Annotated in this window: 24 protein-coding genes and 2 pseudogenes; 20 read left to right on the forward strand and 6 right to left on the reverse strand. The window is 41.0% G+C overall.

Features of this window, described 5'->3' with window-relative positions:
- The 5 genes and pseudogenes from zmpC to tnpA form a co-directional block, all read left to right on the forward strand.
- Positions 1–4,686 (forward strand): zinc metalloprotease C (gene zmpC, locus K4Z77_RS03540; RefSeq protein WP_224218460.1); only part of this gene is annotated, 4,686 nt, incomplete at its 5' end.
- Positions 4,687–4,788: 102 nt separating this feature from the next.
- A complete protein-coding gene (locus K4Z77_RS03545; RefSeq protein ID WP_261049206.1) occupies positions 4,789–4,917 on the forward strand; it encodes a hypothetical protein in 129 nt (42 codons plus the stop codon).
- Positions 4,918–4,983: 66 nt separating this feature from the next.
- Positions 4,984–5,838 (forward strand): VOC family protein, encoded by an 855-nt coding sequence (locus tag K4Z77_RS03550; RefSeq protein WP_224218461.1) that lies wholly within the window; start codon positions 4,984–4,986, stop codon positions 5,836–5,838.
- 149 nt (positions 5,839–5,987) lie between these two features.
- Complete coding sequence (locus tag K4Z77_RS03555) at positions 5,988–6,245, forward strand: metal-sensitive transcriptional regulator (RefSeq protein ID WP_000185159.1); 258 nt, start codon at positions 5,988–5,990, stop codon at positions 6,243–6,245.
- A 291-nt stretch (positions 6,246–6,536) separates the two neighbouring features.
- Positions 6,537–6,923, forward strand: a pseudogene (tnpA, locus tag K4Z77_RS03560) (IS200/IS605 family transposase); the annotation flags it as partial.
- A gap of 482 nt (positions 6,924–7,405) precedes the next feature.
- On the opposite strand, the gene K4Z77_RS03565 reads toward tnpA, so the two are convergent.
- Genes K4Z77_RS03565 through K4Z77_RS03575 form a run of 3 tightly spaced genes read right to left on the reverse strand, consistent with a single transcriptional unit; the run spans position 7,406 to position 9,673 of the window.
- Complete coding sequence (locus K4Z77_RS03565; protein ID WP_173267441.1) at positions 7,406–7,702, reverse strand: rhodanese-like domain-containing protein; 297 nt, start codon at positions 7,700–7,702, stop codon at positions 7,406–7,408.
- A complete protein-coding gene (locus tag K4Z77_RS03570; protein ID WP_224218462.1) occupies positions 7,692–9,347 on the reverse strand; it encodes an FAD-dependent oxidoreductase in 1,656 nt (551 codons plus the stop codon). Before K4Z77_RS03570 ends, K4Z77_RS03565 begins: the two co-directional genes overlap by 11 nt.
- Positions 9,348–9,367: 20 nt before the next feature.
- A complete protein-coding gene (locus K4Z77_RS03575) occupies positions 9,368–9,673 on the reverse strand; it encodes a rhodanese-like domain-containing protein (RefSeq protein WP_094753874.1) in 306 nt (101 codons plus the stop codon).
- Between the two features lie 185 nt (positions 9,674–9,858).
- On the opposite strand from K4Z77_RS03575, the gene K4Z77_RS03580 reads away from it, so the two are divergent.
- The 9 genes and pseudogenes from K4Z77_RS03580 to rpsD all read left to right on the forward strand — a co-directional run bounded on the left by K4Z77_RS03580 (position 9,859) and on the right by rpsD (position 19,592).
- Positions 9,859–10,623, forward strand: coding sequence for a nucleoside phosphorylase (locus K4Z77_RS03580; RefSeq protein WP_224218463.1), 765 nt, complete (start codon positions 9,859–9,861; stop codon positions 10,621–10,623).
- A gap of 33 nt (positions 10,624–10,656) precedes the next feature.
- On the forward strand, positions 10,657–12,036 hold the full coding sequence (locus tag K4Z77_RS03585) for a TrkH family potassium uptake protein (protein WP_224218464.1): 1,380 nt from the start codon (positions 10,657–10,659) through the stop codon (positions 12,034–12,036).
- A gap of 13 nt (positions 12,037–12,049) precedes the next feature.
- Complete coding sequence (locus tag K4Z77_RS03590; RefSeq protein WP_049492687.1) at positions 12,050–12,715, forward strand: potassium channel family protein; 666 nt, start codon at positions 12,050–12,052, stop codon at positions 12,713–12,715.
- A gap of 356 nt (positions 12,716–13,071) precedes the next feature.
- On the forward strand, positions 13,072–14,088 hold the full coding sequence (locus K4Z77_RS03595; protein ID WP_224218465.1) for a glycosyltransferase family 2 protein: 1,017 nt from the start codon (positions 13,072–13,074) through the stop codon (positions 14,086–14,088).
- A gap of 115 nt (positions 14,089–14,203) precedes the next feature.
- A pseudogene (locus K4Z77_RS09780) lies at positions 14,204–14,269 on the forward strand (YSIRK-type signal peptide-containing protein); the annotation flags it as partial.
- Between the two features lie 108 nt (positions 14,270–14,377).
- Positions 14,378–16,915, forward strand: a complete 2,538-nt coding sequence (locus tag K4Z77_RS03600; RefSeq protein ID WP_474104198.1) for an SSURE domain-containing protein — start codon at positions 14,378–14,380, stop codon at positions 16,913–16,915.
- 123 nt (positions 16,916–17,038) lie between these two features.
- On the forward strand, positions 17,039–17,734 hold the full coding sequence (locus K4Z77_RS03605) for a response regulator transcription factor (RefSeq protein WP_049524000.1): 696 nt from the start codon (positions 17,039–17,041) through the stop codon (positions 17,732–17,734).
- On the forward strand, positions 17,734–18,786 hold the full coding sequence (locus K4Z77_RS03610) for a HAMP domain-containing sensor histidine kinase (protein ID WP_224218467.1): 1,053 nt from the start codon (positions 17,734–17,736) through the stop codon (positions 18,784–18,786). The genes K4Z77_RS03605 and K4Z77_RS03610 overlap by 1 nt, the downstream gene beginning before the upstream one ends.
- 194 nt (positions 18,787–18,980) lie before the next feature.
- A complete protein-coding gene (rpsD, locus tag K4Z77_RS03615) occupies positions 18,981–19,592 on the forward strand; it encodes a 30S ribosomal protein S4 (protein ID WP_000092756.1) in 612 nt (203 codons plus the stop codon).
- A gap of 156 nt (positions 19,593–19,748) precedes the next feature.
- Here the strand turns inward: rpsD and K4Z77_RS03620 are convergent, their stop codons facing one another.
- From K4Z77_RS03620 to K4Z77_RS03630, 3 genes are all read right to left on the reverse strand, one after another.
- Positions 19,749–20,912, reverse strand: a complete 1,164-nt coding sequence (locus tag K4Z77_RS03620) for a tyrosine-type recombinase/integrase (RefSeq protein WP_224218468.1) — start codon at positions 20,910–20,912, stop codon at positions 19,749–19,751.
- 172 nt (positions 20,913–21,084) lie between these two features.
- Positions 21,085–22,053 (reverse strand): Abi family protein, encoded by a 969-nt coding sequence (locus tag K4Z77_RS03625; protein WP_224218469.1) that lies wholly within the window; start codon positions 22,051–22,053, stop codon positions 21,085–21,087.
- Positions 22,054–22,376: 323 nt separating this feature from the next.
- On the reverse strand, positions 22,377–23,048 hold the full coding sequence (locus tag K4Z77_RS03630; RefSeq protein ID WP_224218470.1) for a helix-turn-helix domain-containing protein: 672 nt from the start codon (positions 23,046–23,048) through the stop codon (positions 22,377–22,379).
- A 173-nt stretch (positions 23,049–23,221) separates the two neighbouring features.
- On the opposite strand from K4Z77_RS03630, the gene K4Z77_RS03635 reads away from it, so the two are divergent.
- The 6 genes from K4Z77_RS03635 (at position 23,222) to K4Z77_RS03660 (ending at position 26,502) form a co-directional block, all read left to right on the forward strand.
- Complete coding sequence (locus K4Z77_RS03635; protein ID WP_084862322.1) at positions 23,222–23,410, forward strand: DNA-binding protein; 189 nt, start codon at positions 23,222–23,224, stop codon at positions 23,408–23,410.
- Positions 23,411–23,806: 396 nt separating this feature from the next.
- Complete coding sequence (locus K4Z77_RS03640; protein ID WP_061408156.1) at positions 23,807–24,007, forward strand: hypothetical protein; 201 nt, start codon at positions 23,807–23,809, stop codon at positions 24,005–24,007.
- Position 24,008: 1 nt separating this feature from the next.
- A complete protein-coding gene (locus K4Z77_RS03645; RefSeq protein WP_224218471.1) occupies positions 24,009–24,212 on the forward strand; it encodes a preprotein translocase subunit YajC in 204 nt (67 codons plus the stop codon).
- A gap of 13 nt (positions 24,213–24,225) precedes the next feature.
- On the forward strand, positions 24,226–24,492 hold the full coding sequence (locus K4Z77_RS03650) for a DNA-binding protein (protein ID WP_173249764.1): 267 nt from the start codon (positions 24,226–24,228) through the stop codon (positions 24,490–24,492).
- 8 nt (positions 24,493–24,500) lie between these two features.
- Positions 24,501–25,016 (forward strand): hypothetical protein, encoded by a 516-nt coding sequence (locus K4Z77_RS03655; RefSeq protein WP_224218472.1) that lies wholly within the window; start codon positions 24,501–24,503, stop codon positions 25,014–25,016.
- Positions 25,009–26,502, forward strand: coding sequence for a virulence-associated E family protein (locus tag K4Z77_RS03660; RefSeq protein ID WP_224218473.1), 1,494 nt, complete (start codon positions 25,009–25,011; stop codon positions 26,500–26,502). Before K4Z77_RS03655 ends, K4Z77_RS03660 begins: the two co-directional genes overlap by 8 nt.
- The last annotated feature ends 110 nt before the right edge of the window (positions 26,503–26,612 follow it).

A 26,612-nucleotide genomic window follows, 5' to 3' on the forward strand; every position in this document is an offset into this window, starting at 1 on the left:
CATGAGGGCGAAGCTACAGTCCGTGAAGAATCTCCAGCTTACACAGAACCGTTAGCAACGAAAGGCACGCAAGAACCGGGTCATGAGGGCGAAGCGGTAGTGCAACCGGAGTTGCCAGAGAACACTGATCCAGTAGCGACAAAAGGCACGCAAGAACCGGGTCATGAGGGCGAAGCCGCAGTGCAATCGGAGTTGCCCGAGAACACTGATCCAGTAGCGACAAAAGGCACGCAAGAGCCCGGTCACGAAGGTGAAGCCGCAGTCCGCGAAGAAACACCAGAGTATACTAAACCACTAGAAACCAAAGGTACGCAAGAACCCGGACATGAAGGTGAAGCAGCAGTAACAGAAGAACTTCCGGCTTTAGAAGTTACTACAAGAAATAGAACGGAAACAGAAAATATTCCTTATACAACAGAAGAAATTCAAGATCCAACACTTCTGAAAAATCGTCGTGAAACTGAACGACAAGGTCAAGCAGGAACACGTACAATTCAATATGAGGATTATATCGTAGATGGTAATGTCGTAGAAACTAAAGAACTATCACGAACTGAAGTACCTCCGGTAAAACAAATCGTTAAAGTAGGAACACTAGTCAAAGTTAAACCTACAGTAGAAATTGCCAACTTAACAAAAGCTGAGAACAAAAAATCGATAACTGTAAGTTATAACTTAACAGACTCTACATCAGCGTATGTCTCTGCCAAAGCGCAAATTTTCCAAGGTGATCAGCTGATTAAAGAGGTGGATATAGAAAATCCTGCCAAAAAGCAGGTGATATCAGGTTTAAACTACTACACACCTTACACACTAAAAACACGTTTAACTTATAATCTAGGCGAAAACGATGAACAAAGCACAGAAACATCAACTCAAGCTTTCCAATTAGATTATAAGAAAATAGAAATTAAAGATATTGATTCAGTGGAACTATACGGCAAAGAAAATGACCGTTATCGTAGATATTTAAGTCTAAGTGAAGCACCGACTGATACGGCTAAATACTTTGTAAAAGTGAAATCAGATCGCTTCAAAGAAATGTACCTACCTGTAAAATCTATTACAGAAAATACGGATGGAACGTATAAAGTGACGGCAGCTGTTGATCAACTTGTAGAAGAAGGTACAGAAGGTTACAAAGATGACTATACATTCAATGTAGCAAAATCTAAAGCGGAGCAACCAGGAGTTTATACATCGTTCAAACAACTTGTAACAGCGATACAAAGCAACTTAGCAGGTGTATATAAATTAGCTGCGGATATGACAGCCGATGAAGTAGGACTACCAGAAAATCAAACAAGTTACATAAAAGGAGAATTTACAGGAACGTTAGTAGGAACAGAAGGAAGCAAAGCATATGCTATATATGACCTGAAAAAACCACTGTTCGACATATTAAAAAATGCAACTGTAAAAGATTTAGATCTTAAAAATACACAAGTGGATAGCAAAGAGAATGCCGCAGTAGTAGCAAAAACAGCGGATAATGCTACTATCAGCAATGTAGCTGTAGAAGGAAAAGTATCAGGTAGAAAATCAGTTGCAGGATTAGTAGTAGATGCAACAAATACAAGAATAGAAAACAGCTCATTCAGCGGAAAACTAATCGCCAATCACGCGGATAACAATGCGAATTACGCAGGAGGAATCGTCGGTAAATTAACTGGTGGAAATGCCAAAGTTGATAAATCGAAAGTTGATGCAGTCATCTCTACGGCTGCTCGTAACAATAACCAAACAGCAGGAGGAATCGCAGGTAAATTAGAAAATGGAGCGTTAGTAACACGTTCTGTAACAACAGGTAAAATCTTAAATGGTCGAGGATATTCGAGAATCGGAGGAATAGTTGGGTCTACATATCCAAGAGGTCGTGTGGACAATGTAGTAAGTAATATGAATGTCGGTGACGGGTATGCTACTACAGGAGACCAATTCGGTAGTGCAGACGTGAAGAATGCTATTACCTATGTTGAAAATAAAAAACAAGATAACTTCGTTCGAAAAGTAACTAAAGAAGAAGCGGATGCTAAGATTGCTTCTTATGGAATAACAGTAACTCTTGATGATACTGGGCAAGACCTAAAAGCAAACTCAAAAGAAGTTGACTATACAACATTGAGTAAAGCACAAGTTGAAAGAAAAGTAGCTTATAACAACATAGAAAAATTAATGCCATTTTACAATAAAGAGCTAGTTGTTCATTATGGTAACAAAGTAGCAACAACGGATAAACTTTATACTACAGAACTACTAGACGTAGTGCCAATGAACGGAAATGAAGTAGTAACGGATATTAATAATAAGAAAAATTCAATCAATAGAGTTATGTTACACTACAAAGACAACACGGTAGAATACTTAGATGTAACATTCAAAGAAAACTTCACAAACGGTCAAGTAGTCGAATACAATGTCGCAGACAAAGGATACATATTCACACCAGAAGCATTTGTATCAGATTATACAGCGATAACGAATAGTGTACTAAGTGAATTGCAGAATGTAACATTCAGCTCAGAAGCGACTAAGAAAGTACTAGGAGCGGCAGACGATGCAGCATTAGATAACTTATACTTAGATAGAGAATTTGAGGAAGTTAAAACTAATATAGCAGAGCACTTAAGAAAAGTATTAGCGATGGATAAATCCATCAACACTACGGGAGATGGTGTAGTTGAGTATGTAAGTGAGAAAATCAAACATAACAAAGAAGCCTTCATACTGGGACTTACTTACATGAACCGTTGGTACAATATTAATTATGATAGTCTGAATACAAAGGATTTATCAGTGTACAAATTTGACTTTAACGGAAATAATGAAGCTTCAACGCTAGACACTATCATCGCATTAGGAAATAGCGGACTAGAAAACCTACGAGGACCAAATACGACAGGGCTATATGCGAGCACACTTGCACCACTTAAGGGAGAAGATTCAGTCTTTGACTTCGTAGAAGCCTATAGAAAACTATTCTTACCAAACAAAACCAATAATCAGTGGTTGAAAGACAATACAAAAGCCTACATAGTAGAGGCGACATCAGATATAGAAGAAGTTCGTGAAAAACAAGTATCACCAACGGCTGATAAGAAATACTCAATAGGAGTATATGATAGAATATCAGCACCAAGTTGGGGATATAAGAGTATGTTGCTGCCACTATTAACGATGAAAGAAGAAAGTCTGTATGCAATATCTACGCTATCAACATTAGCCTTCGGTAGCTATGAACGTTATCGAGACAGAGGAGCGGACGGAGTTATCCTATCAGGAGAAGCCCTACGACAATATGTTAGAGGAAAAGTAGATCAATCTGCGAAATGGCAAAGAGATCATTATGACATTTGGTATAAAGTTCTAGCACCAGAATTTAAAGAAAGATTATACCGTGCAGTGCCGGTAACAGATGCATTTGAGGTAAAAGATACAAATGGTAGAGGCTACTGGGCAACATTATCAGACAAAAACATAGACTCTATCTATAGTTTCTTCGGGCCAGCAGGTAAATACCATACGCCAAGAAAGAATGCAGGAGCTTACGCAACAGGAGTAGAGGCCTACTTTGTAAGTGATAGATTGTTAGACCAATATGGAACATCGGTTTATAGTCATGAGATGGTGCACAACTCAGACGGAAGAGTCTACTTCGAAGGAAACGAGCGACGTGAAGGACTGGGAGCAGAACTATATGCACTAGGACTACTTCAATCAGCGGACAGTGTAGATAAAGATGCAATAGTATTAAATACAATCTTCAAAGGAGATAAAGACTCAAGAACTCGTCTACACACATACGATCCAACGGCAAGATTCACTTCTGAAGAAGAAATTCAACACTACTTACACGGAATGTATGATGTGCTATACACGCTTGATGCGATGGAAGCCAAGGCAGTATTAATTCAATCTGACACGGTTAAGAAACAATGGTTTAGAAAAATAGAGAACTACTATGTGCGTGATGATAGATATAACAAGGATACACACGCAGGAAATAAAGTTCGTCCATTAACCGATGAAGAAGTAGCAAGATTAACAACGTTAGACTCATTAATCGAAAATGACATCATCAATAGACGTGCTTATCAAAATGAAGCTCAATACGGAAGAAACGGATATTACACAATAAGTATGTTCTCGCCTATCTATGCAGGACTAAGCAATCCAAACGGTGCGCCAGGAGATGTCATGTTTAGAAAAACAGCATTTGAATTATATGCGGAAAAAGGATATCACAAAGGATTCCTGCCGTATGTTTCTAACCAATACGGAGCAGATGCACTTGCAGAAGGAAGTAAAACATACTCAAGTTGGTACAAACGAGATGTTGCTTTAGTTACAGATAGTTTAGTATTGAGAAAAGTATTTGATAATCACTATACAAACTGGGTGGACTTCAAAAAAGATATGTTCAATCAACGTATCAATAAACAGGCGAACTTGAAGCCAATTACTATTCAATATGAACTCGATAAACCGAACAGCACAAAAGAAGTAACCATTTCATCAGCACAAGAAATGCAAGCTTTAATTGATGCGGCAGTAGCGCACGATGTGAAAAATCTTAAACGTGCAACAGAAAATGTTCCGTCAAGTTGGGTTCACTTACTGAAACAGAAAATCTATAATGCCTACCTACGTAGCACAGATGATTTCAGAGAATCTATTTATAAATAAGATTGTAGAGTTTTATTGTTGAATAGTGTTTCTTGCAAGAATGAGGAGTCAGATGACCAATCTACTCCTTTTTCTTATGGAGTGATATTGAGATTTGATTAAATGCAGATTGCAGGAATCATCTTCCGCTTACTAACGACTAATGGCGACAAGATGTATCTCAATCCCACAGAAAATGTTGATTTGATGAATGATTTTGCTAGAGAAGAGGCTTCAAGTTATCTGGCTTGACTTTCTTGATGGAAATTATATAATAGATGTAATGATAAGCATTACAACATGAAAAGAGGACCATTTATGACCTATGAATACAAGAGCCACATTTATTTAGCAGAGGCAGTTTTGAATGTAAAGGATTTGACAAGTCAAACAGCCTTTTATCAGCAGATTATTGGTTTAGAAATCTTATCTCAAACGGAGACAGAGGTCGTTCTAGGTCTTGGAGGAAAAGCCTTGGTACACTTGATTCAAGCACAAGAGAGTGGTGAAGCAAGGGAACATTATGGACTTTACCATCTGGCTATTCTCTTGCCGACACGAAAGGCTTTGGCTGATATCTTGAAACACCTGACAGATTTACAGATTCCTCTTGTGGGCGGTGCAGACCATGGTTATAGTGAGGCCCTTTACTTGGAGGATTTAGAGGGAAATGGCATTGAACTCTATCGAGATAAGCCGGTTTCCACATGGGATATTCGAGAAGATGGACGCATTATCGGTGTGACGGAGGCTTTTGCGGCGCAGGACATTTATGAGTTGGGGGAAAGAGTCGAGCCCTTTATCCTAGCAGATGGTACGAGAATGGGGCATATTCATCTTTCCGTCAAGGATAGTCGAAAGTCCAGCCAGTTTTATCAGAAGGTGTTAGAGCTAGAGGATAAATTCAGTGTGCCTAGCGCTAGTTGGATTGCAGCTGGGGATTACCATCATCATTTGGCAGTCAACGAATGGGGAGGAAAAGGCCTAGTTCCGCGTAAGCAAGGCTTGCCAGGCTTAACCTATTATGTTATTGAAGTCGCACATAAAGAAGAACTGTTAGCGATTGCCCAACGAGCACAAGAAGTTGATGCACCAATCAAGTGGTTGACATCGAGCCAGTTGGAAATCACAGACCCAGATGGAATTGTGACTCGTGTTCGCTTAGATAGATAAAACTAGGAATTTCTATCAAGTTATCAGCATAGCTAGTTTACCTTTTGAAAAGTCTGTGGTAACAGAACTGCGTGAGACGGATGGGCGAGAATTTTGACAAAGGAGCTGATTAGAGATATAATGAAGAAAAATCGAGCAAGGAAAAAGAAATGACAAACTCAAAGTATATTACTCGTTTGAAACGTTCAGAGGGTCAGTTGCGTGGGATTCAAAAGATGATTGAAGAAGATCGTGACTGTGCTGATATTGTTACGCAACTAACAGCCGTGAAATCTAGTGTAGAGCGCGTGATTGAGATGATAATTACCGAAAACCTTACTGAATGTATCAATCAGCCGCTAGATGATCCTGAAGCTCAAAAGGAACGCCTAGAAAAGGCTATCCGATACTTGATTAAACGGAAATAAATGAATGTTTTGAGACGATATTTGCAAAGGTCTATCTACTATTAGAATAGTTTAATGTGAATCAAGAGAGGCTGGAAAAAGTCTTTGAAATCAGAAAAACGCATAGTATCCAGTTTTGAAAGCCTTGATACTATGCGTTTTATTATGTGACTATTGGTCCGTCTCGCTCCGCTAGGTGCGAGACAAAAAAACCACCCGCTATGCGGGTGCGCGTCGAAGGTTATACCAAAAAACTCCGAACGCGATACAATAAAGGTGTTCAAGCCAATTGTAAAGCGAAAGGAGAAAAATATGGCACAAAAGGCTCATAGTTTATCGCATACAAAGTGGCACTGTAAGTATCACATTGTGTTCACCCCTAAGTATAGACGAAAAGTCATCTATAATCAATGTCGAAGTAGTTTAGGCGAGATATTTCATCGCTTGTGTAGTTATAAAGGAGTTGAAATTATCGAGGGTCACTTAATGCCAGACCATGTATATATGTTAGTAAGTATTCCACCAAGGATAAGTGTTTCGAGTTTCATGGGTTATTTAAAAGGAAAAAGTGCACTCATGATGTTTGACAAACACGCCAATCTCAAGTACAAGTTTGGGAATCGGCATTTCTGGGCGGAAGGTTATTATGTAAGTACAGTAGGACTTAATGAAGTCACAATTAAGAAATATATTCAAGATTAAAGAAATTATCCAGTGGATGATTTCTTCACGAGTATGAAAATTTGAGAACGAGTAAATCATGATATAGCACTAGATAAATTGAGTGTAAAAGAATATGAGGATCCCTTTAGGGATAGTGGTAAGTAATACTAAAGCCTCTTTGAGAGGCAAGTGACGAGTCAAGAGCAATAAGGCTTGAACAACGTGAAAGCCAGCGTCTTTAGGCGCTGGCTGGTAATTTGGGCTTATAGCCCTGGGACAAACCACCCGTTTGACGGGTGGTCATGATTGTGGGGAGATTTATACTCTTCGAAAATCTTTTCAAACCACGTCAGCTTCACCTTGCCGTAGAAATATGTTCCTGACTTTGTCAGTCTTATCTACAACCTCAAAACAGTGTTTTGAGCAGTCTGCGACTAGCTTTCTAGTTTGCACTTTGATTTTCATTGAGTATTACTTCACTTTCTCCTGAAATTGAGTTTTTGCCCAGCTCCTCTTGATTATTCTACTTGACCGGGCCAAGCATTCATACCACCTTCTACATTGATAACGGTGAGGCCTTGGGCGCTGAGAAATTGGCAGGCAGAGGCAGAACGCACTCCACCTTGACAGATGACATGGTATTCATGGTCAGGTTTGAGTTCTTTGTATCCTTGTTCCAAGGTACTTAATGGAAGATTTTTGGCACCTGGTGCATGTCCTGCTTGGAATTCATGTGCTTCACGGACATCGATAAGCTCTAGATTTTCATTTTGATATTTTTCATAAAAGTCAGCCATGCTGATATTAGTTTCCATATTCTACTCCTTCTGGCTTAGCCATTTTGTATAGTGAATAAGCGCCGTCAAGGTTTTGGACGGTAAATCCTGCTTGTTTGAGGATACGCTCTGCGATATAGCTGCGTAAACCACTGTGGCAGCTAACGATGTAGGCTTGGTTCTTGTCCAGTTCGTCCAAGCGCTCCCGTAGTTCGTTTAGGGGGATGTGGATGGTATCGACTTTGAGTCTACCACTTTGGAATTCGCCACTTGTCCGTACATCAAGGAATTTCTTACCTTTAGCCAGTTCGTCTTCGAGCTGATACCATTGAATATTGTCGCTGAGACCTTCGATAAGGTTCAAGGCTGCGTAGCCCAGCATATTGACGGGATCCTTGGCAGAGCCAAATGGTGGCGCATAGGTGAACTCCAATTCTGGTAAGTCAAAGACGGTGAGATTTCCCTTGATAGCAGTTGCTAGGATATCGATTCGCTTGTCAACACCTTTCTTCCCAACTCCTTGGGCACCGTAGATTTTTCCAGTGGTTGGGTCAAAGAGGAGCTTCAAGGTCATATCAGTAGCGCCTGGATAATAACCAGCGTGGTCTTTCCCACTGACATGAAGGGCCTTGTAAGGAAGTTGATTCATGCTAAGGATACGCTCGCTGAGACCAGTCGAAGCAGCTGTCATATCAAAGGCACGAACGATAGCAGTGCCGATACTGCCCTTGTTTGTACGTTCTAGTCCTGCGATGACGTCTGCCACTTGGCGTCCCTGACGATTGGCAGGAGAAGCGAGAGAGATGAGAGCGTCTTGGCCCGTAATCTCTTGCTTGACGACGATGGCATCCCCAACTGCAAAAATATCTTTTTGACTGGTTTCGTAATGTTCATCTACAAGAATCCCACCTCTAAGTCCCAGTTCAATCCCCGCAGTTTTGGCCAGTCCGTTTTCAGGTTCAACACCGACAGAAAGGATGGTGAGGTCAGAGATGATCTTTTGACCGTTTTCGAGAACGATGACTTTTCCTTGGTCTTCAAATCGAGTCGCAGACTGAGAAGTGATAACGCGAACGCCGTTTTTAACCAATTCTTCCTGGACAAAGGCTGCCATTTCTTGATCTAATGATGGTAAGACATGGGGTGCTTTCTCAACAATAGTAACTTGCAGGCCGCGTTTCGCCAGATTTTCAGCCATTTCAAGCCCGATAAAGCCTGCACCGATAACGACAGCTTCTTTTGGATAATTGTCCAAGGCTGCCATAATTTCATCGAGATCGGGAACATTGCGGAGCGTGTAGGCATTCTTAGCTTCTGCAAAGCCTTCAATGGTAGGAACAAATGGTTTAGCTCCTGGGGAGAGGATCAGCTTGTCGTAGCTTTCTGTGAATTCTTTCCCATAATGACGTACCGTCACAGTGTGTTCTTCTGGCGAAATGCTGATGACCTCATGGAAAGGACGAACATCCAGATTAAAGCGTGCCTTGAGACTTTCAGGAGTTTGAACCAATAAATTATCACGGTTTGCAATTTCTCCTGAAACATAGTAAGGAAGCCCGCAGTTTGCAAAGGATACAAAGGGACCTTTTTCAAAAATAGTGATTTCAGCGTCTTCCATGAGACGTCTGAGGCGGGTTGCTGCTGACATTCCGCCTGCAACTCCCCCGACAATGATAATTTTCATTGATTTTCTCCTTTATGCTTCTAGATGATTTTTCCTGTCCAAGCGCTCATACCACCTCGGACATTGATGACATCATAGCCTTTTTTCTTTAGCTTTTTAGCAGCCATCTTACTACGCATACCAGAATGACAAATGACATAAAGTGTTTCTTTTGTCGCTGGTGTATAAGATCCGATTTCGGATAGAGGGACATTCTTGGCATTTTTGATATGGCCTCTACGAAATTCCATCGGCGTCCGAACATCCAGTAGCTGAATTGGTTCCTTGAGTTTGGCTTCTAACTCGCTGGTAGAAATACTGTCAATTTTTGTAAATAAGTGAAACATAGACACCTCCAAATATACCCTTATAGGGTATATTAAACCATGAAGTCAAGCTTTTGTCAAACAAGTTGTTTTGACTTGGTGGAGATTGGTTGCGATTGTATTGTTTTTCTCCTCAGTTCCTCAGCTTCCTCCTTGACACTCGGTCAGCTTTTGATACAATAGTACAAAATTAGAGGAGGTAGGTTATGATTCAGAAACATGCGATTCCTATTTTAGAGTTTGATGATAATCCTCAGGCGGTTATTATGCCTGATCACGAGGGGCTGGATTTGCACTTGCCCAAGAAGTGTGTCTATGCTTTTTTAGGTGAGGAGATTGACCGTTATGCGAGGGAAGTAGGGGCGGACTGTGTCGGCGAATTCGTTTCTGCCACCAAGACCTATCCAGTCTATGTCGTGAACTACAAAGGAGAGGAGGTCTGTTTGGCTCAGGCTCCTGTCGGTTCAGCTCCAGCAGCCCAGTTTATGGATTGGTTGATTGGCTATGGTGTGGAGCAGATTATTTCCGCTGGAACCTGTGGTGTGCTGGCTGATATAGAAGAAAATGCCTTTCTAGTCCCTGTTCGCGCTCTGCGAGATGAAGGAGCTAGTTATCACTATGTGGCACCTTCTCGTTATATGGAAATTCAGCCAGAGGCTATTGCTGCTATTGAGGGAGTGTTGGAAGCCAGAGGGATTCCCTATGAAGAAGTCATGACCTGGACGACAGACGGTTTTTACCGAGAAACGGCTGAAAAGGTTGCTTATCGAAAGGAAGAAGGCTGTGCTGTTGTGGAGATGGAGTGTTCTGCGCTTGCGGCAGTAGCCCAACTGCGTGGGGTTCTCTGGGGAGAATTGTTGTTCACAGCTGATTCCTTAGCAGACTTGGACCAGTACGACAGTCGTGACTGGGGTTCAGAAGCTTTCGAAAAGGCCTTGGAACTCTGTCTTGAGATAACTTCTCAGATATAGCTACTCTCCTTCTTTTTATGGTACAATGGATGTATGTTATTCAAATTATTTGTGAAAAAAATTGAAAGGGCCTTGGGTGGACTTTCGCCAGCTCGTCGCATCTTTTTAAGTTTCGCTGGAGTTATTTTGATAGGCTCTCTTCTTTTGAGTTTGCCCTTTGTTCAGGCGAGTGATTCGCAGGCCACTTATTTTGACCATCTTTTTACGACGGTTTCTATGGTCTGTGTGACTGGCCTTTTTACGCAACCAGTGGCTACGACCTATAATGTCTGGGGGCAGTTGATTTGTATGCTCTTGATACAGATTGGTGGTCTGGGGCTCATGACCTTTATCGGGGTCTTTTATATTCAGGGGAAGCAAAAGCTCAGTCTTCGCAGTCGTGAAACCATTCAGGAGAGCTTCAGTTACGGGGAGACTCGGTCGCTGAAGGCCTTTATGCGGTCTATCTTTTTGACGACTTTTCTGGTGGAGGGCTTGGGTGCCTTTCTACTAAGTTTCCGTTTTATTCCTGAGTTCGGCTGGGGACGGGGAATTTTTACCTCTATCTTCTTAGCTATTTCAGCCTTTTGTAATGCTGGTTTTGATAATTTCGGCAGTAGTAGTTTAGTGGCTTTTCAGACGGATCCCTTGATCAATCTGGTCATTGCTGGCTTGATTATCACAGGTGGTCTTGGCTTTATGGTCTGGTTTGACTTGGCAACCCAGTTTGACAAGAAGAAAAAACGCCGTCTGCGTTTCCACACCAAGTTGGTCCTTTTCTTGACTGCAGGGATTTTGTTGTTTGGGACAGTATCCACACTCTTTACGGAGTGGCACAATCCAGGAACCATTGGCAATCTCAGTATCCCAGAGAAAGTGCTGGTTAGCTTTTTCCAAACCGTCAGCATGAGAACAGCTGGTTTTGCTTCTATTGACTACACCCAAGCTCGGCCTGTGACCTTATTTATCTATATCTTACAGATGTTTCTGGGTGGGGCGCCTGGAGGGACGGCTGGGGGACTCAAGATTACGACTTTCTTTGTCTTGTTGGTTTTTGCGCGTAGTGAATTGCTGGGCTTACCTCATACGAATGTTGCGCAGAGAACCATTGAGGCTCGTACAGTCCAAAAATCCTTTAGTGTCTTCATTATCTTTTTGATGACCTTCTTGTTGGGATTGATGTTGCTTGGAATTACAGCAGAAGGAACACCGCGATTTATCTACCTCATGTTTGAGACTATTTCAGCTCTTGCGACAGTTGGGGTAACGGCAAATCTGACACCAGAACTGGGCAAGTTGGCTCTCAGCATTGTTATGGTGCTCATGTTTATTGGCCGTATTGGTCCCTTGACCTTGCTGGTTAGTCTAGCGGATTATCAGCCTGATAAGAAAGATTTGATTCAGTATATGAAAGCAGATATTAGTATTGGATAAGAAAGGAAGAACGATGTCAGATCGTACAATTGGAATTTTAGGTTTGGGGATTTTCGGGAGTAGTGTCCTGATGGCCCTTGCCAAGCAAGATATGAATATTATTGCCATTGACGACCACGCCGAGCGTATCAATCAATTTGAGCCAGTTTTGGCGCGTGGAGTTGTGGGCGATATTACAGATGAGGAACTCCTCAGAACTGCAGGAATTGATACCTGTGATACGGTTGTAGTGGCAACAGGGGAAAATCTAGAGTCGAGTGTGCTTGCAGTTATGCATTGTAAGAGTCTAGGGGTACCAAGGGTTATTGCCAAGGTCAAAAGCCAGACAGCCAAGAAGGTACTGGAAAAAATCGGTGCTGACTCGGTGATTTCGCCTGAGTATGAGATGGGGCAGTCCCTAGCGCAGACCATTCTCTTTCATAACAATGTTGATGTCTTTCAGCTGGATAAAAATGTGTCTATTGTGGAGATGAAGATTCCTAGTGTCTGGGCTGGTCAAAGCCTGAGTCAGCTAGATTTACGTGGCAAATATAACCTCAATGTCCTAGGATTTCGTGAACAAGAAAATTCACCCTTGGATGTCCAGTTTGGACCTAATGACCTCTTGAAGGAAGATGCCTATATCTTGGCGGTCATTAACAACCAGTATCTAGATGACTTGGCAGAATTAAATTCGTAAGGAGGGGAATTCCCTCTTTTTTTGATGTTCAAGATAGCAAATAGAGGTAGAAACCCTTGTATTCCAGTAAAAGTCCTTCAAAAACTGGACTTTATGGTAGAATAGAAAGAAGTGACAAGAGAGAGTAATACTCTTCGAAAATCTCTTCAAACCACGTTAACGTCGCCTTGCCGTAGGTATAGGTAACTGACTTCGTCAGTCTTATCTACAACCTCAAAACTGTGTTTTGAGCTGACTTCGTCAGTTCTATCTGCAACCTCAAAGCAGTGCTTTGAGCAGCCTGAGGCTAGTTTCCTAGTTTGCTCTTTGATTTTCATTGAGTATAAGAAAAAATCAGTCCCCTAAAGGAGTAGATTATGAAGTTATTGTCTATCGCCATCCCTAGCTATAATGCCGCTGCCTATCTTCATTACTGTGTGGAGTCGCTAGTGATTGGTGGTGAGCAAGTTGAGATTTTGATTATCAATGACGGGTCTCAGGACCAGACTCAGGAAATCGCTGAGCGTTTAGCCAGCAAGTATCCTAGCATCGTTAGAGCCATCTATCAGGAAAATAAAGGCCATGGCGGTGCGGTCAATCGTGGCTTAGCGGAGGCTTCTGGGCGCTATTTTAAAGTAGTTGATAGTGATGACTGGGTAGATCCTCGTGCTTACCTAAAAATTCTTGAAACCTTGCAGGAACTAGAGAGTGAGGGGCAGGAGGTTGACGCCTTTGTGACTAATTTTGTCTATGAAAAGGAAGGCCAGTCTCGTAAGAAGAGTATGAGTTACGAGTCCGTCTTGCCTGTCCAGCAGATTTTTGGCTGGGATCAGGTTGGAAATTTCTCAAAAGGCCAGTATATCATGATGCACTCGCTGATTTACCGGACAGATTTGTTGCGAGCGAGCCAGTTCCAATTGCCTGAGCATACTTTTTATGTCGATAATCTCTTTGTCTTTACCCCCCTTCAGCAGGTCGAGACTATGTACTATCTGCCTGTCGATTTCTATCGTTATTTGATTGGGCGTGAGGACCAGTCTGTCAATGAGCAAGTGATGATTAAGCGCATTGACCAGCAACTCAAGGTTAATCGTCTTTTAGTAGACCAGCTTGATTTGTCCCAAGTGAGTCATCCCAAAATGAAAGAATACTTGCTGAATCATATTGAAATCACGACGGTGATTTCCAGTGCTCTACTCAACCGAGCAGTCACAGCAGAGCATCTGGCAAAAAAACGGGAGCTGTGGACTTATATTCAGCAGGAAAATCCAGAGGTCTTTCAGGCTATTCGTAAGACCATGTTGAGCCGTTTGACCAAACATTCGGTCTTGCCAGCTCGCAAACTTTCCAATGTTGTCTATCAAATCACCAAGTCTGTTTATGGATTTAATTAATATAAGTATTTTATAAGAGGGATTTAAGAAAAATTTTAACTTTTTCTTAATCCTTTTTAATTTTAGGAGATTATACTAGAGTCATCAAATAAAGAAAAACTCTAAGGAGAATCCTATGAAATTCAATCCAAATCAAAGATATACACGTTGGTCTATTCGCCGTCTTAGTGTCGGTGTTGTCTCAGTTGTTGTAGCCAGTGGCTTCTTTGTCCTAGTTGGGCAACCAAGTTCTGTACGTGCCGATGTGGTCAATCCAACCCCTGCCCAAGTCGTGCCAGACGCAGATTCGGTGAGTGCAAAGAGCGACTTACCAGTAGAGGTTCTCAAGAAAGCAGTTGATGTAGCTCTTCCTTCAGAGAAGGCAGACTCAGCACCTAAAGCAAGCTTGGATACTGCAAGCTCTACAGAAAAAGCAGATGCAGGTGCTAAAGAGCCAGTAGTAGCACCAAAAGAAGAAGTGGAAGCAAAACCAGAATCTAAGAAAGAAACAGAAGATGCGGTTAAACCTGTGGAAAGTCCTGCAGCTACAGTTTCTGGACAAGACCGTGAAGCAAGTGAAGCTCAACCAGCAACCACCCCAGCTGAAGTACAAAAAGGCGTGGCCGACAATACCAAAGACACAGTAGACGTTCCAGCTACTTACCTAGACAAAGCCAACTTCCCAGGTCCATTCACAGCTGGTGTTAACCAAGTTATTCCATATGAATTCTTCGCTGGTGATGGTATGTTAACTCGCTTGATCTTGAAGTCTTCAGACAAGGCTCCATGGTCAGACAATGGTTCGGCTAAAAACCCCGCTCTTCCACCAGTAGAAAACTTGGGCAAAGGCCTCTACTTCTACGAAGTAGATTTGGCAGGAACTCAAGGTAAATCAGACAAAGAGCTTCTTGATTTGTTGAAACAAAATGGTACTCAAAGCTATAAAGCAACTATCAAGGTTTATGGTGCCAAAGATGGCAAGGCCGATTTGAGCAATCTTGTAGCGACTAAAGATTTGGATGTCAACTTAAACGGCTTGACTACTCCAGCTGAAGTGCAAAAAGGCGTGGTCGACAACACTAAAGACACAGTAGACGTCCCAGCCACTTACTTGGATAAAGCTAACTTCCCAGGCCCATTCACAGCCGGAGTCAACCAAGTCATTCCATACGAATTCTTCGCCGGTGACGGTATGTTGACTCGTCTTATCTTGAAGGCTTCAGACAAGGCTCCATGGTCAGACAACGGTTCAGCTAAAAATCCAGCTCTTCCACCAGTAGAAAAATTGGGCAAAGGCCTTTACTTCTATGAAGTGGACTTGGCAGGTACCCAAGGCAAATCTGACAAAGAGCTTCTAGACCTCTTGAAACAAAACGGCACTCAAAGCTACAAGGCAACCATCAAAGTGTACGGTGCTAAAGATGGCAAGGCCGATTTAACCAACCTTGTAGCGACTAAAGATTTGGATGTCAACTTGAATGGCTTGACTACACCAGCTGAAGTGCAAAAAGGTGTGGTCGACAACACCAAAGATACAGTAGATGTTCCAGCTACTTACCTAGACAAAGCCAACTTCCCTGGCCCATTCACAGCTGGTGTCAATCAAGTCATTCCATACGAATTCTTCGCCGGTGACGGTATGTTGACTCGCCTTATCTTGAAAGCTTCCGACAAGGCTCCATGGTCAGACAATGGTTCAGCTAAAAATCCCGCCCTTCCACCAGTAGAGAAATTAGGCAAAGGCCTCTACTTCTACGAAGTGGACTTGGCAGGTACCCAAGGTAAATCAGATAAAGAGCTGCTTGACCTCTTGAAACAAAACGGCACACAAAGCTATAAAGCTACCATCAAAGTGTACGGTGCCAAAGACGGCAAGGCCGATTTGACTAACCTCGTAGCGACTAAAGAATTGGATGTCAACTTGAATGGCTTAACCACTCCAGCTGAAGTGCAAAAAGGTGTGGCTGACAATACCAAAGACACAGTGGATGTTCCGGCTAGTTACCTTGATAAGGCCAACTTCCCAGGCCCATTCACAGCCGGCGTCAACCAAGTTATTCCATATGAATTCTTCGCAGGTGACGGTATGTTGACTCGTCTTATCTTGAAAGCATCAGACAAGGCTCCGTGGTCAGACAACGGCTCAGCTAAAAATCCTGCCCTTCCACCAGTAGAAAAATTGGGCAAAGGCCTCTACTTCTATGAAGTAGATTTGGCAGGAACTCAAGGTAAATCAGACAAAGATTTGCTTGACCTCTTGAAACAAAACGGCACTCAAAGTTACAAGGCAACTATTAAGGTGTACGGTGCGAAAGACGGCAAGGCTGATTTGAGCAACCTCGTAGCGACTAAGGATTTGACAGTGAACTTGCATGGACATCAGTCTCTTATTCCGATGCAGTCAGGCTTCGTCCCATCTTCTAATGGTTCAGCTATGCCGGCTCCAATGATGAATGGTCATCAAGATGCATCTAATATGAAAGCTCAAATGCCTAGTGCCAAGCAAGATGAGATGAAATCTAAAATGCCAGCTGCTAGTCAGGATAAGATGATGCCTAACAAAGAGCAGGACAAAACCATGAATGCTAGCCAGCCTATGGCAACACCAAGCATGAAACAAGATCAAGTTCCAGTAGCCTCAAGCAAAGCGTCTGAAGAAGGTAAGATGGCATCCAATGACAAGGTATCAAGTCCAATGATGGCTGCTCAAATGAAAGACCAAAAAGACATGCTTCCATATACTGGTGAAGCTCAAACATCAATGGCTACTCTTGGATTCTTTGGATTAGCTTTGGCCGGCCTGCTAGGTGGACTCGGTTTGAAAGCTAAAAAAGAGGAAAATGACTAGTCTAGTTACAGACTTTCTATCTAGGATTTGAAAAATCCAGATATCGTTTAGAATGTTCGTAAAGAGATAAAAATAGTGTTATACTATTGTGGTATAGCACTGTTTTTTTCAAAGGAGAGACAGATGGGAAAGACAATTTTACTCGTTGACGACGAGGTAGAAATCACAGATATTCATCAACGTTATCTGGTTCAGGCAGGATATCAGGTTTTGGTGGCCCATGATGGAGTAGAGGCTTTAGAAATCTTCAAGCGAAAACCAATTGATTTGATTATTACAGATATCATGATGCCTCGGATGGATGGTTATGATTTGATTAGTGAGGTTCAGTATCAATCTCCGGATCAGCCTTTTCTCTTTATCACGGCTAAAACTAGCGAGCAGGACAAGATTTATGGACTGAGCTTAGGGGCAGATGACTTTATTGCCAAGCCCTTTAGCCCTCGTGAGCTGGTTTTGCGTGTCCACAATATCTTGCGTCGCCTTCATCGTGGAGGTGAGACAGAAGTCGTCAGTCTCGGGGATTTACGGATGAATCACGGTAGCCATGAGGTTCAAGTCGGAGATGTAGCGCTTGATTTGACAGTCAAATCCTTCGAACTTCTATGGCTTCTAGTCAGCAATCCAGAACGAGTTTTTTCTAAGACAGACCTCTATGAAAAGGTCTGGCAAGAAGACTATGTGGATGATACTAATACCTTGAATGTTCATATTCATGCTCTTCGACAGGAGTTGGCTAAACATGCCAGTGCAGAAACACCGACCATCAAAACCGTCTGGGGTTTGGGCTACAAAATTGAGAAAGCGCGAGGTAGTTAATGAAATTAAAAAGTTATATTTTAGTGGGGTATGTCATTTCAACACTCCTAACGATTATCGTGGTTTTTTGGGCTGTTCAAAAAATGCTGATTGCGAAAAGTGAGATTTACTTTTTGCTTGGAATGACCATCGTTGCCAGCCTTGTCGGTGCGGGGATTAGTCTCTTTCTCCTATCGCCAGTCTTTACTTCATTGGGCAAACTCAAGGAACATGCCAAGCGGGTAGCGGACAAGGATTTTCCTTCAAATCTGGAGGTTCAAGGCCCTGTAGAATTTCAGCAATTAGGCCAAGCTTTCAATGAAATGTCCCATGATTTGCAGGCCACCTTTGATTCCTTGGAAGAAAGCGAACGAGAAAAGGGCTTGATGATTGCTCAACTTTCGCATGATATCAAGACCCCCATCACTTCGATCCAAGCGACGGTAGAAGGGATTTTGGATGGGGTTATTAAGGAAGGAGAACAGGAGCATTATCTAGCAACCATTGGACGCCAGACTGAAAGACTCAATAAACTGGTTGAGGAGTTGAATTTTTTGACCCTAAACACAGCTAGAAATCAGGTCGAAACGACCAGCAAGGACAGCATTTTTCTGGACCAGCTTTTGATTGAGTGCATGAGTGAATTTCAGTTCTTGATTGAGCAGGAGGAGCGAGATGTTCATTTACAGGTAATCCCAGAGTCTGCCCGGATTGAAGGAGATTATGCCAAGCTTTCTCGTATCTTGGTGAATCTGGTCAATAACGCTTTTAAATACTCAGCTCCAGGAACCAAGCTGGAAGTGGTGGCTAAGCTGGAAAATAACCAGCTTTCAATCAGTGTGACCGATGAGGGACAGGGGATTGCCCCAGAGGATTTGGAGAATATTTTCAAACGCCTTTATCGTGTAGAGACTTCGCGTAACATGAAAACAGGTGGTTATGGCTTAGGGCTTGCTATTGCGCGTGAATTGGCCCATCAATTGGGTGGAGAAATCACAGTTACCAGCCAGTACGGTCTAGGAAGCACCTTTACCCTCGTTCTCAATCTCTCTGGCAGTGAAAATAAAGCTTAAACCCCCTTTACAAATCTATCAATTCATGGTAAAATGGATTTTGTGTGAAATATCAGCAGGAAAGCATGAAGCTCGTCAACAGGTGTCTTATGATAAGTAACCTTGGCTGTTTAGGCGAAGGGCATCTGCACGAATCAGGGCTTTCTAAGTGACTATTTCCACCGAAATATTATTTATATCAGGAGGACATTTACATGTCACGTTATACAGGACCATCTTGGAAACAAGCTCGTCGCCTTGGCCTTTCACTTACAGGTACAGGTAAAGAATTGGCACGTCGTAACTACGTACCAGGACAACACGGACCAAACAACCGTTCTAAATTGTCAGAATACGGTTTGCAATTGGCTGAAAAACAAAAACTTCGTTTCACTTACGGTGTAGGTGAAAAACAATTCCGTAACTTGTTCGTACAAGCTACAAAAATCAAAGGCGGAATCCTAGGTTTCAACTTCATGCTTCTTTTGGAACGTCGTTTGGATAACGTTGTTTACCGTCTTGGTCTTGCGACTACTCGTCGTCAAGCTCGTCAATTCGTAAACCACGGTCACATCCTTGTTGACGGAAAACGTGTTGATATCCCATCATACCGCGTAACTCCAGGTCAAGTGATCTCAGTTCGTGAAAAATCATTGAAAGTTCCAGCTATCCTTGAAGCAGTAGAAGCTACTCTTGGACGTCCAGCATTCGTATCATTCGACGCTGAAAAATTGGAAGGTTCATTGACTCGCTTGCCAGAACGCGACGAAATCAACCCAGAAATCAACGAAGCACTTGTCGTTGAATTCTACAACAAAATGTTGTAATATTTTATTGAATCAGATAGGCTTTAGAGCCTTGATATTAAGCACTTTGGGACGCTTTCCCATAGTGCTTTTTTTGTTTTTACTACCCTTTTAGTTACCCTTAACCAATTTTAGGTATAGTAAGAGGGTAGCCCCAAAATGGGACACCCTTATTATTTATAGATTGCTAATAGCCGATTCAAAGATTGAGACGGCTTTTTTTGCTCCCTCTTTGGTAGCATGGACATAAGTGTTTAAAGTCATAGAGATATTAGAGTGACCTAATCTGTATTGCAAGTCTTTGGCCTCTATACCAGCGTATAGCATGATTGTAGCGTGAGTGTGTCTAAAACCGTGGAAACTAATATCAGGAACGCCAGCGCTTTTAAAGTGGCCTTGTAGCCTCTTTCTTAATAAGCAAGCGTAGGCGTATTTTGTGGTAAAAGGAGTGAAAACAATCCCCTCAGACCGCCCTAGTTGCCATGACTGGACTTGTTGACGTTTTTTATATTGTTTGAGCAGTGAGACTGTAGCTTTATCAATATCAATTTCTCTTAGACCTGCTTTAGACTTAGGCGTATTTGTTTCTTGGTATCTATTCAGAGTCTTAGAAATGCTGATAATGCCTTTTTTAAGGTCAATATCAGACCACTCAAGAGCCAAAGCCTCACCGATACGGCACCCACTAGCCAGCAATGTTTTATAAAGTACGTAGTCAAAGAGATTTTCATAACTAGATAAGTCTAGGTTATCCAGGTAGTCTAGAAACTGTTTAAGTTCTTGATTGCTGAAAAACTTTACCTTATGCTCCTTGTTTTGTTGCTTACGTGGGATAATGACATCCCTAGCTGGGTTATGCTGGATCGCTTGCATTGTAACTCCATACTGGAGAATACGGCGGTTTATATTGTTTAGGAAGCTATAGTTTGCATATGCCCCTTTTTCGCCTTTATTGGCCTTGTCAGCCCACTTATTGACTTGTTGCTGGATAATCGGAGTAGTAAGCTTGTCTAGCTTGTAATCGCCGAATACAGGCAAAATATGAAGTCTCACAATCCCCTCCATGGATTGCTGGGAGTTTGGTTTGATTGTATTCTTGTAACTGTCCCACCATAAAGCGACCAGCTCCCTATAGGTTGTAATGGTTGGTTTTTCCTTTACACTATATCCATTGTTTGCAAAAGCGTTAATGGCCTCTCTTGCCTTGATTTTAACGCCTGTTTTTGTTTTGGCAGTTACCGTAGTTCTAGCCTTTTTCCCTGTAAGTTTATCAACTCCAAGATACACGCTTGCTCGGTATACGATTGTTCCGTTTTTCTTTTTGTATTCTGTAATCTTCATGGTTTTACTCCTTTTCCATCAGCAGGCAAGCAATTAGAAAAGATTTTGAGTTTATACCATGTGAGGGGCTACGAGAACCCCCTTATTTTCGATTTTAAGCAGTCAGACGGTAAATTGTACCAGAACAAGAAATAAGGCGGATATGGGGCTGATATCTACTTAGTAGATGGTTCTATTCAGAATACTTAGCTATTTTGTCCTTTATATACTCTAATGGCATACCTGATTCTATCGTAAACATAACATCGTCATCAGGGAACTTTTTAAGATGTTCCTTGAGAGAATAGAATAAAGCAAATTCGGCATGAAATGTTGCATCCTCATTCTTAAACCATGTAAGAGAGTTGAAAAGGGTGTATAAATCGTTTTTTCCAGCCCCTTTTCTATAACCGGCTTCAGATATATTCATACGTTTGTGGAAAAATTCTCTGTAGCTGATTGAATATTTCTCAGAATGATAATTAAACAGTCTACCGCTATGGGCAGCACGGTTTCTAAATGCCAAAACTAGGTATAAAATTTCTGAAAAGGTTGCTTTTACCTCCTCGGTTATAAATTCTTTAGGAATTGTTAGGCAGGTTGCAATGACTTGCTCTTTTTGAGCAGGTTTTAGTAGCTTACACATTGTTACCAAGTTTCCTAGAGTAGTACCTTTTAAAAGAATCCATGGCGGGATGTGTCCGTGAGTTTCTCTGTAGTGTTTATAAGGTTCAGATTTATCATCGTAAATTTTATTTAATTTATGAATAAGCTGATCAATCTCATAACCTCTTTTATTCTTCTTCCCTTGATTATAATTTTTTCTATCCAGATAATTCTCTTTTTCAACTCCGATATCTTTTGCGACAACGTAACCGATTGCTGTCCGTAGTGACAATTCAATTTCCATAGTCGCCTCTAAAATTCCTTTTCGGATATCTTTATCAAGTTCATAGAGGGCGAGCATATGTTCAAACGTTTCACCATCTTTATAGATTTCCTTTTCCGAGTCTAATTCAATAGTGAAATACTTATACCCGTTGACTATTTCATAGTATCCATAATTAGTTAGAGCTTGTCTTGCTAAGCTTTCATTAAGAAATGTTAGATTTCTTGATTTTAGTAGTTCAATTTGTTCATTGATATCTGTAAAAGGTTTCATTGATTGTACCTCAAAATAATGCACAAAAGGAGCCTCGTTAGAAGCTCCTTTCGGTAGGTCGCTACTGCAACCATTCATTAAGATTAAATAAATTATAATCCATTTGGAGCCATATGTCAACAAATTAGCGAATTGATTCGCCTTTTTTCGTCCTAAAACTGTTCCTTCCGTATTGTTCCATAGTCCATGGTTGCACCTTTCTATTTGTCAATTTCGCTCATTTTTGCGCTTTAGTCTGTATAATCGGATTTCTATTCTTCAATTTCCCCTGTTTTTGCACAATAGAGAGTGGGAGAAGAGGTGCTATTGGCGAATATGGGAAGTTATTTAATATTATTCTTCTCATTGTATTCCATTGTGGAATAGTTCTCTTTCCATATTTTACTGTATTTAAACAATTCCTTGAACTCATTTTCTTTCTCAGACTTCATTTGTTCAAAGTATCCACCAGCCATTGTTACCATTAAATATTTGTTATTGATACTTGACATTGATTTCATTGAATCTTTAATTTGTTCTATCTGATCGTCAGAAAGATAAATAGAATATTTTTCTATAAACTTTATAAAATCTTTATCAAATTCTTTATCCCGTTGTTGCAACTGCGCTAATTGTTCATCACGCATTCTCCAACCCACTAAGTCTAGATAGTAATTTTTTGCTTCTGGACGTGCTTTTAATTCCTCTTTTTCTTCATCTGTTAAGTAGTGATCTGCTTGTTCCTCTAACTCCTTAAGAAAAATCTTTGATGGGCTATTATCGTAACCAAGAAGATACCCAACCGATACTCCAAAGTGTTTAGCTAAAGAATCCCATATTTTTTGATTTCTTGGTTTTCTAGTGCCATTTTCATAGTACATTAATTGGCTATCAGAAACAGAAATATCATAAGTTTCTTTTAAAATTTTCTTTAGTTTATTTAGAGATAAATTTTCTTTTTCCCTTAATTCTTTTAATCTATTTTTAACTTCTAACTCATTTACTTTATTTTTCAATTTTTCTTACCTAATTTTGATTACTTGTAGTTAGATTATATCACAGTGAATAGAAAATGGCTATAAAAATATTCTCAAAAAAAGAACGTTTAGCACTTGATATTCTCAGAATAAGATTATATAATCAATTTGTTCTTGAATTGAGAATAAATTTTGAGAAAGGAGAAAGAAAAATGATTATTACACAAGAACAAGCAAAGGCTTTGCGTAGAAAAAAAGCTGATTTACAATTAAAAAATTATGAATTTGCTTTTGAAATTGGGGTTGCCCCTAGAACTGTTCCTAAAATTCTTAATGGAGATTATAAAGCACCAAATAGAATTTACGCAAGTGTAATGGAATGGTTAGCAAAGGATTATTAGAAAGGAGCGACCCAATCGCAATACTTCAATACATTTACAGATTTCTCATGTGGTGCTTTACTACTGGGGATTGACAACAAAAAAGTCACTTACTCAAATTTTGGTCGAGGAGAGCAAGCGACTGGATCAAGAATATAGATATTTTTCTATATCTCAATTATAACAAAAATCAACCATTCAATCAATAACAACTAATGGCAGGCAAGCAATTAGAAAAGGTTTTGAAAAGCAAGTGCTTACACGGCGACTCTAGGCACTTGTTTAGCGAAAATGTGGGTGATTACCCACGAAACATCACTACATACGTCCGCCAACTTGGGGCAATCGCCCAGCGTTTGGAGTGGTGTCAATCCTGTATAGTAAACGACAATTAAAAGGCCAACGGAGGAAAAATATATGACAGTAAATACTAATGATGTTTTAGTAGATTATGAGGGCTTTTGTGCTCAATTAAGTGATATTCAACTAGTCTTAGAAATGGCTACCATGGAAGATAGTAAACAATCATCAGCTTTGCTCAATACTGCAAACCAAGCCATAAGCAAACTCATTTTAGAACATACTCAACAAGCTAATGACTATAGAAAGAGACTATGACATGAATGAACTAGATTTGACCAATACACAAGCGGTAATCTTTATGGTGGTGTTGATTGGCTTACTGCTTTATCTAAACCACCGAGACCGCAAAAAAAGCGCCCAATTTGAGCGAGAAAACCAACAGACGATAGAAACACCAAGAGAGGATTTAAACCCTTTCTACGGGCGTTATATCCAGCTTGCAGGTAAGATTTATAATTAGAAAGGAGTGTAATATGCAACTATTATCAAGAGAGGCAGAGCTTGAGCTACTGGAGAAAGTGGGAAATCACTTAGAGAAAAGGCTTGAGCTTGAAAAACAGCATAATGACGGCTGGGACTTAATTTCTAGGCCTGATTTACTAGACAAGTTAGGGATCAGTGGAACTACGTTAAACAACTGGGAAAAGCACGGTTTAAGACCGTATCAGTCGCCTTTTGAGAACAGTAAGAAGATTTATTACCGCAAGACCGATATATACAATTTTCTTGCAGTAGATTAGGAGGTGCAATGAGAATAATAGAGTTGACTATATCCGTTGAGAAAATGCCCCTATTTGGCTTTCTCAAGTCAAATCCTACTCAAGTATGGAAGAATGGGGAACACTACAAATTTACCTATTATGAGCCTGTAGACGAGGCTTTGACGAGTTTTCAATATAAAGGCTTATATGTGTCTATTAAAGACGAAAATGAGGCAGTAGAGGGCTGGGAATTGGTCAGAGATTTAGATATTGCTTTGGCCAGTCCTGACTTGCTGACAATCTTGAAAGAGTTAGAGGTAAACAAATTGACCGAACAACGGCAGGGGCTTGGAGTGGAGTTAAAAGGTTGGATTTTTGACCTGATTTGTAATGGCATTTATACCAGATATGAGACTTCGCTTTTTGTCCGCTTGCTATTTGTAAATGGCTACAGTTTTAGTCAGCTGGTGGATTTGTTTTCAGCAATCGTTAAACGCAAAGACCTAGCAAGCTATTTTTTAGAAGTAGCAAGAATATTTTATAAGGAGGTAGCTTTTGAATAGTGATGAAATTGTAAATAAAATCATTGAAGAAGATAAGCAGAAAGTACCGCCTGAAGTGGTGGACTTGACCCAAGCAAGGGAAACAAACGAGAATAACAATAGCCTAGACCTAGCGAAAAAAACAAGAGGGGACGGTTTTGCAGTCACCTTGGACAATCTCAAGAAGATTTTAAATGGAGATAGCAAGCTAAAAGGGGCGATACAGTACAACACTTTTACATATGAAATTGACGTGACTAGACCAATGAAGCTAAACGGTAGAACCTTGAGCGGTGCAATCGATGACCTGATTATCAGAGAGATTAGGGCTTATATTGCTACCAAGTACAAGCTGGACTATAAAAAGTCTGATATAGCAGATATTCTGGAGGTGGTGGCTGGAGAGCATAGCTACAACCCCTTAAAAGACTATCTGGAATCATGCGAAAACGAGTATAAAAAGTTAGTGAATCAGCGTGATCCCTTTGATATTTTAAGGCATTATCTCAATATCAAGGATGATGAATATAACCGTATTATCGTGGACTTGTTTTTCCGTGGAGCAGTTGCCAAGGTATTTGACCCCTCTATCAAGTTTGACTTTGTGCTGGACTTGACTGGAAGGCAGGGAGTGGGGAAGACCCAATTTTTTGAGGGGCTATTCACTCATAAGTATTTTACAACCGTTGAGACCTTCACAGACAAAGACGACAAGGCTAGAATGGTGAGAAACTGGTGTGTATTTGATGATGAGATGGTGGCCAGTAAAAAGGCTAGTTTTTCAGAATTGAAGAAATTTATCACAGAAACCAAGCTAGAGTTTAGACCGCCTTACGCTTCAAGTGACAGACGATTGCCTAAGAGTTTTATTATCGTGAGGGCAACCAATGACCATGATTATTTAAATGACTTGACAGGAGAAAGGCGCTTTCTGGTTGCTGAGGTACACAAAGATACCGCCTATAAGGGCAGGAAGTGGACAGAGAAAGACCGTAGACACTTTTGGGGGGCTATGGTGATGGCTTGGAGAGCTAACCAAGTCTTGAACCTGACAGACGAGCAGGAAAAGCTAGTAAACGAGGTTAGAAGCCGTTACAAGTTTGTAGATGAAATCCTTGAGGATATTGAGCGTTATTTAGAAACTCCCTACCCTAAAAATATGTATCAATTCCCAGTAACAGACAGTACAAGACACTACTATATTCATGACATGATGAACCACGGCTATCATATGGGCGCTAATGGCGTAGAAATTCATCTAGATACTGGAAAGTATGGGGAACTGGTGAAAAGGGACAAGTTGACAGTAAATATATTCTTTTCCGAGGTTTATTTGAACAATTCCCCCAACCCTAAAGATAAAAACAAGGTTAAGAAATTCATGCAAAACAAAGAGGGTTGGGAATCGAGGGACTCCCTTAGATTTGGTAAAAGCGTCAAGCGTGGATTTGCTAAAATAAAAAAGTGTAGACAGTGTAGCCAAAAGATAAAAAAACGGCTACACTGAAAACCCTTGATACTGTAAGAGTTTCAAAGAGGTGTAGACAAGACGAAAAAAACGGCTACACCCCTAAACCCTTGCTATTACTGACTTTTTAATATAAATGTAGCCAAAAT

It is taken from the genome of Streptococcus mitis subsp. hohhotensis, assembly GCF_020089495.2.
GTDB lineage: Bacteria > Bacillota > Bacilli > Lactobacillales > Streptococcaceae > Streptococcus > Streptococcus hohhotensis.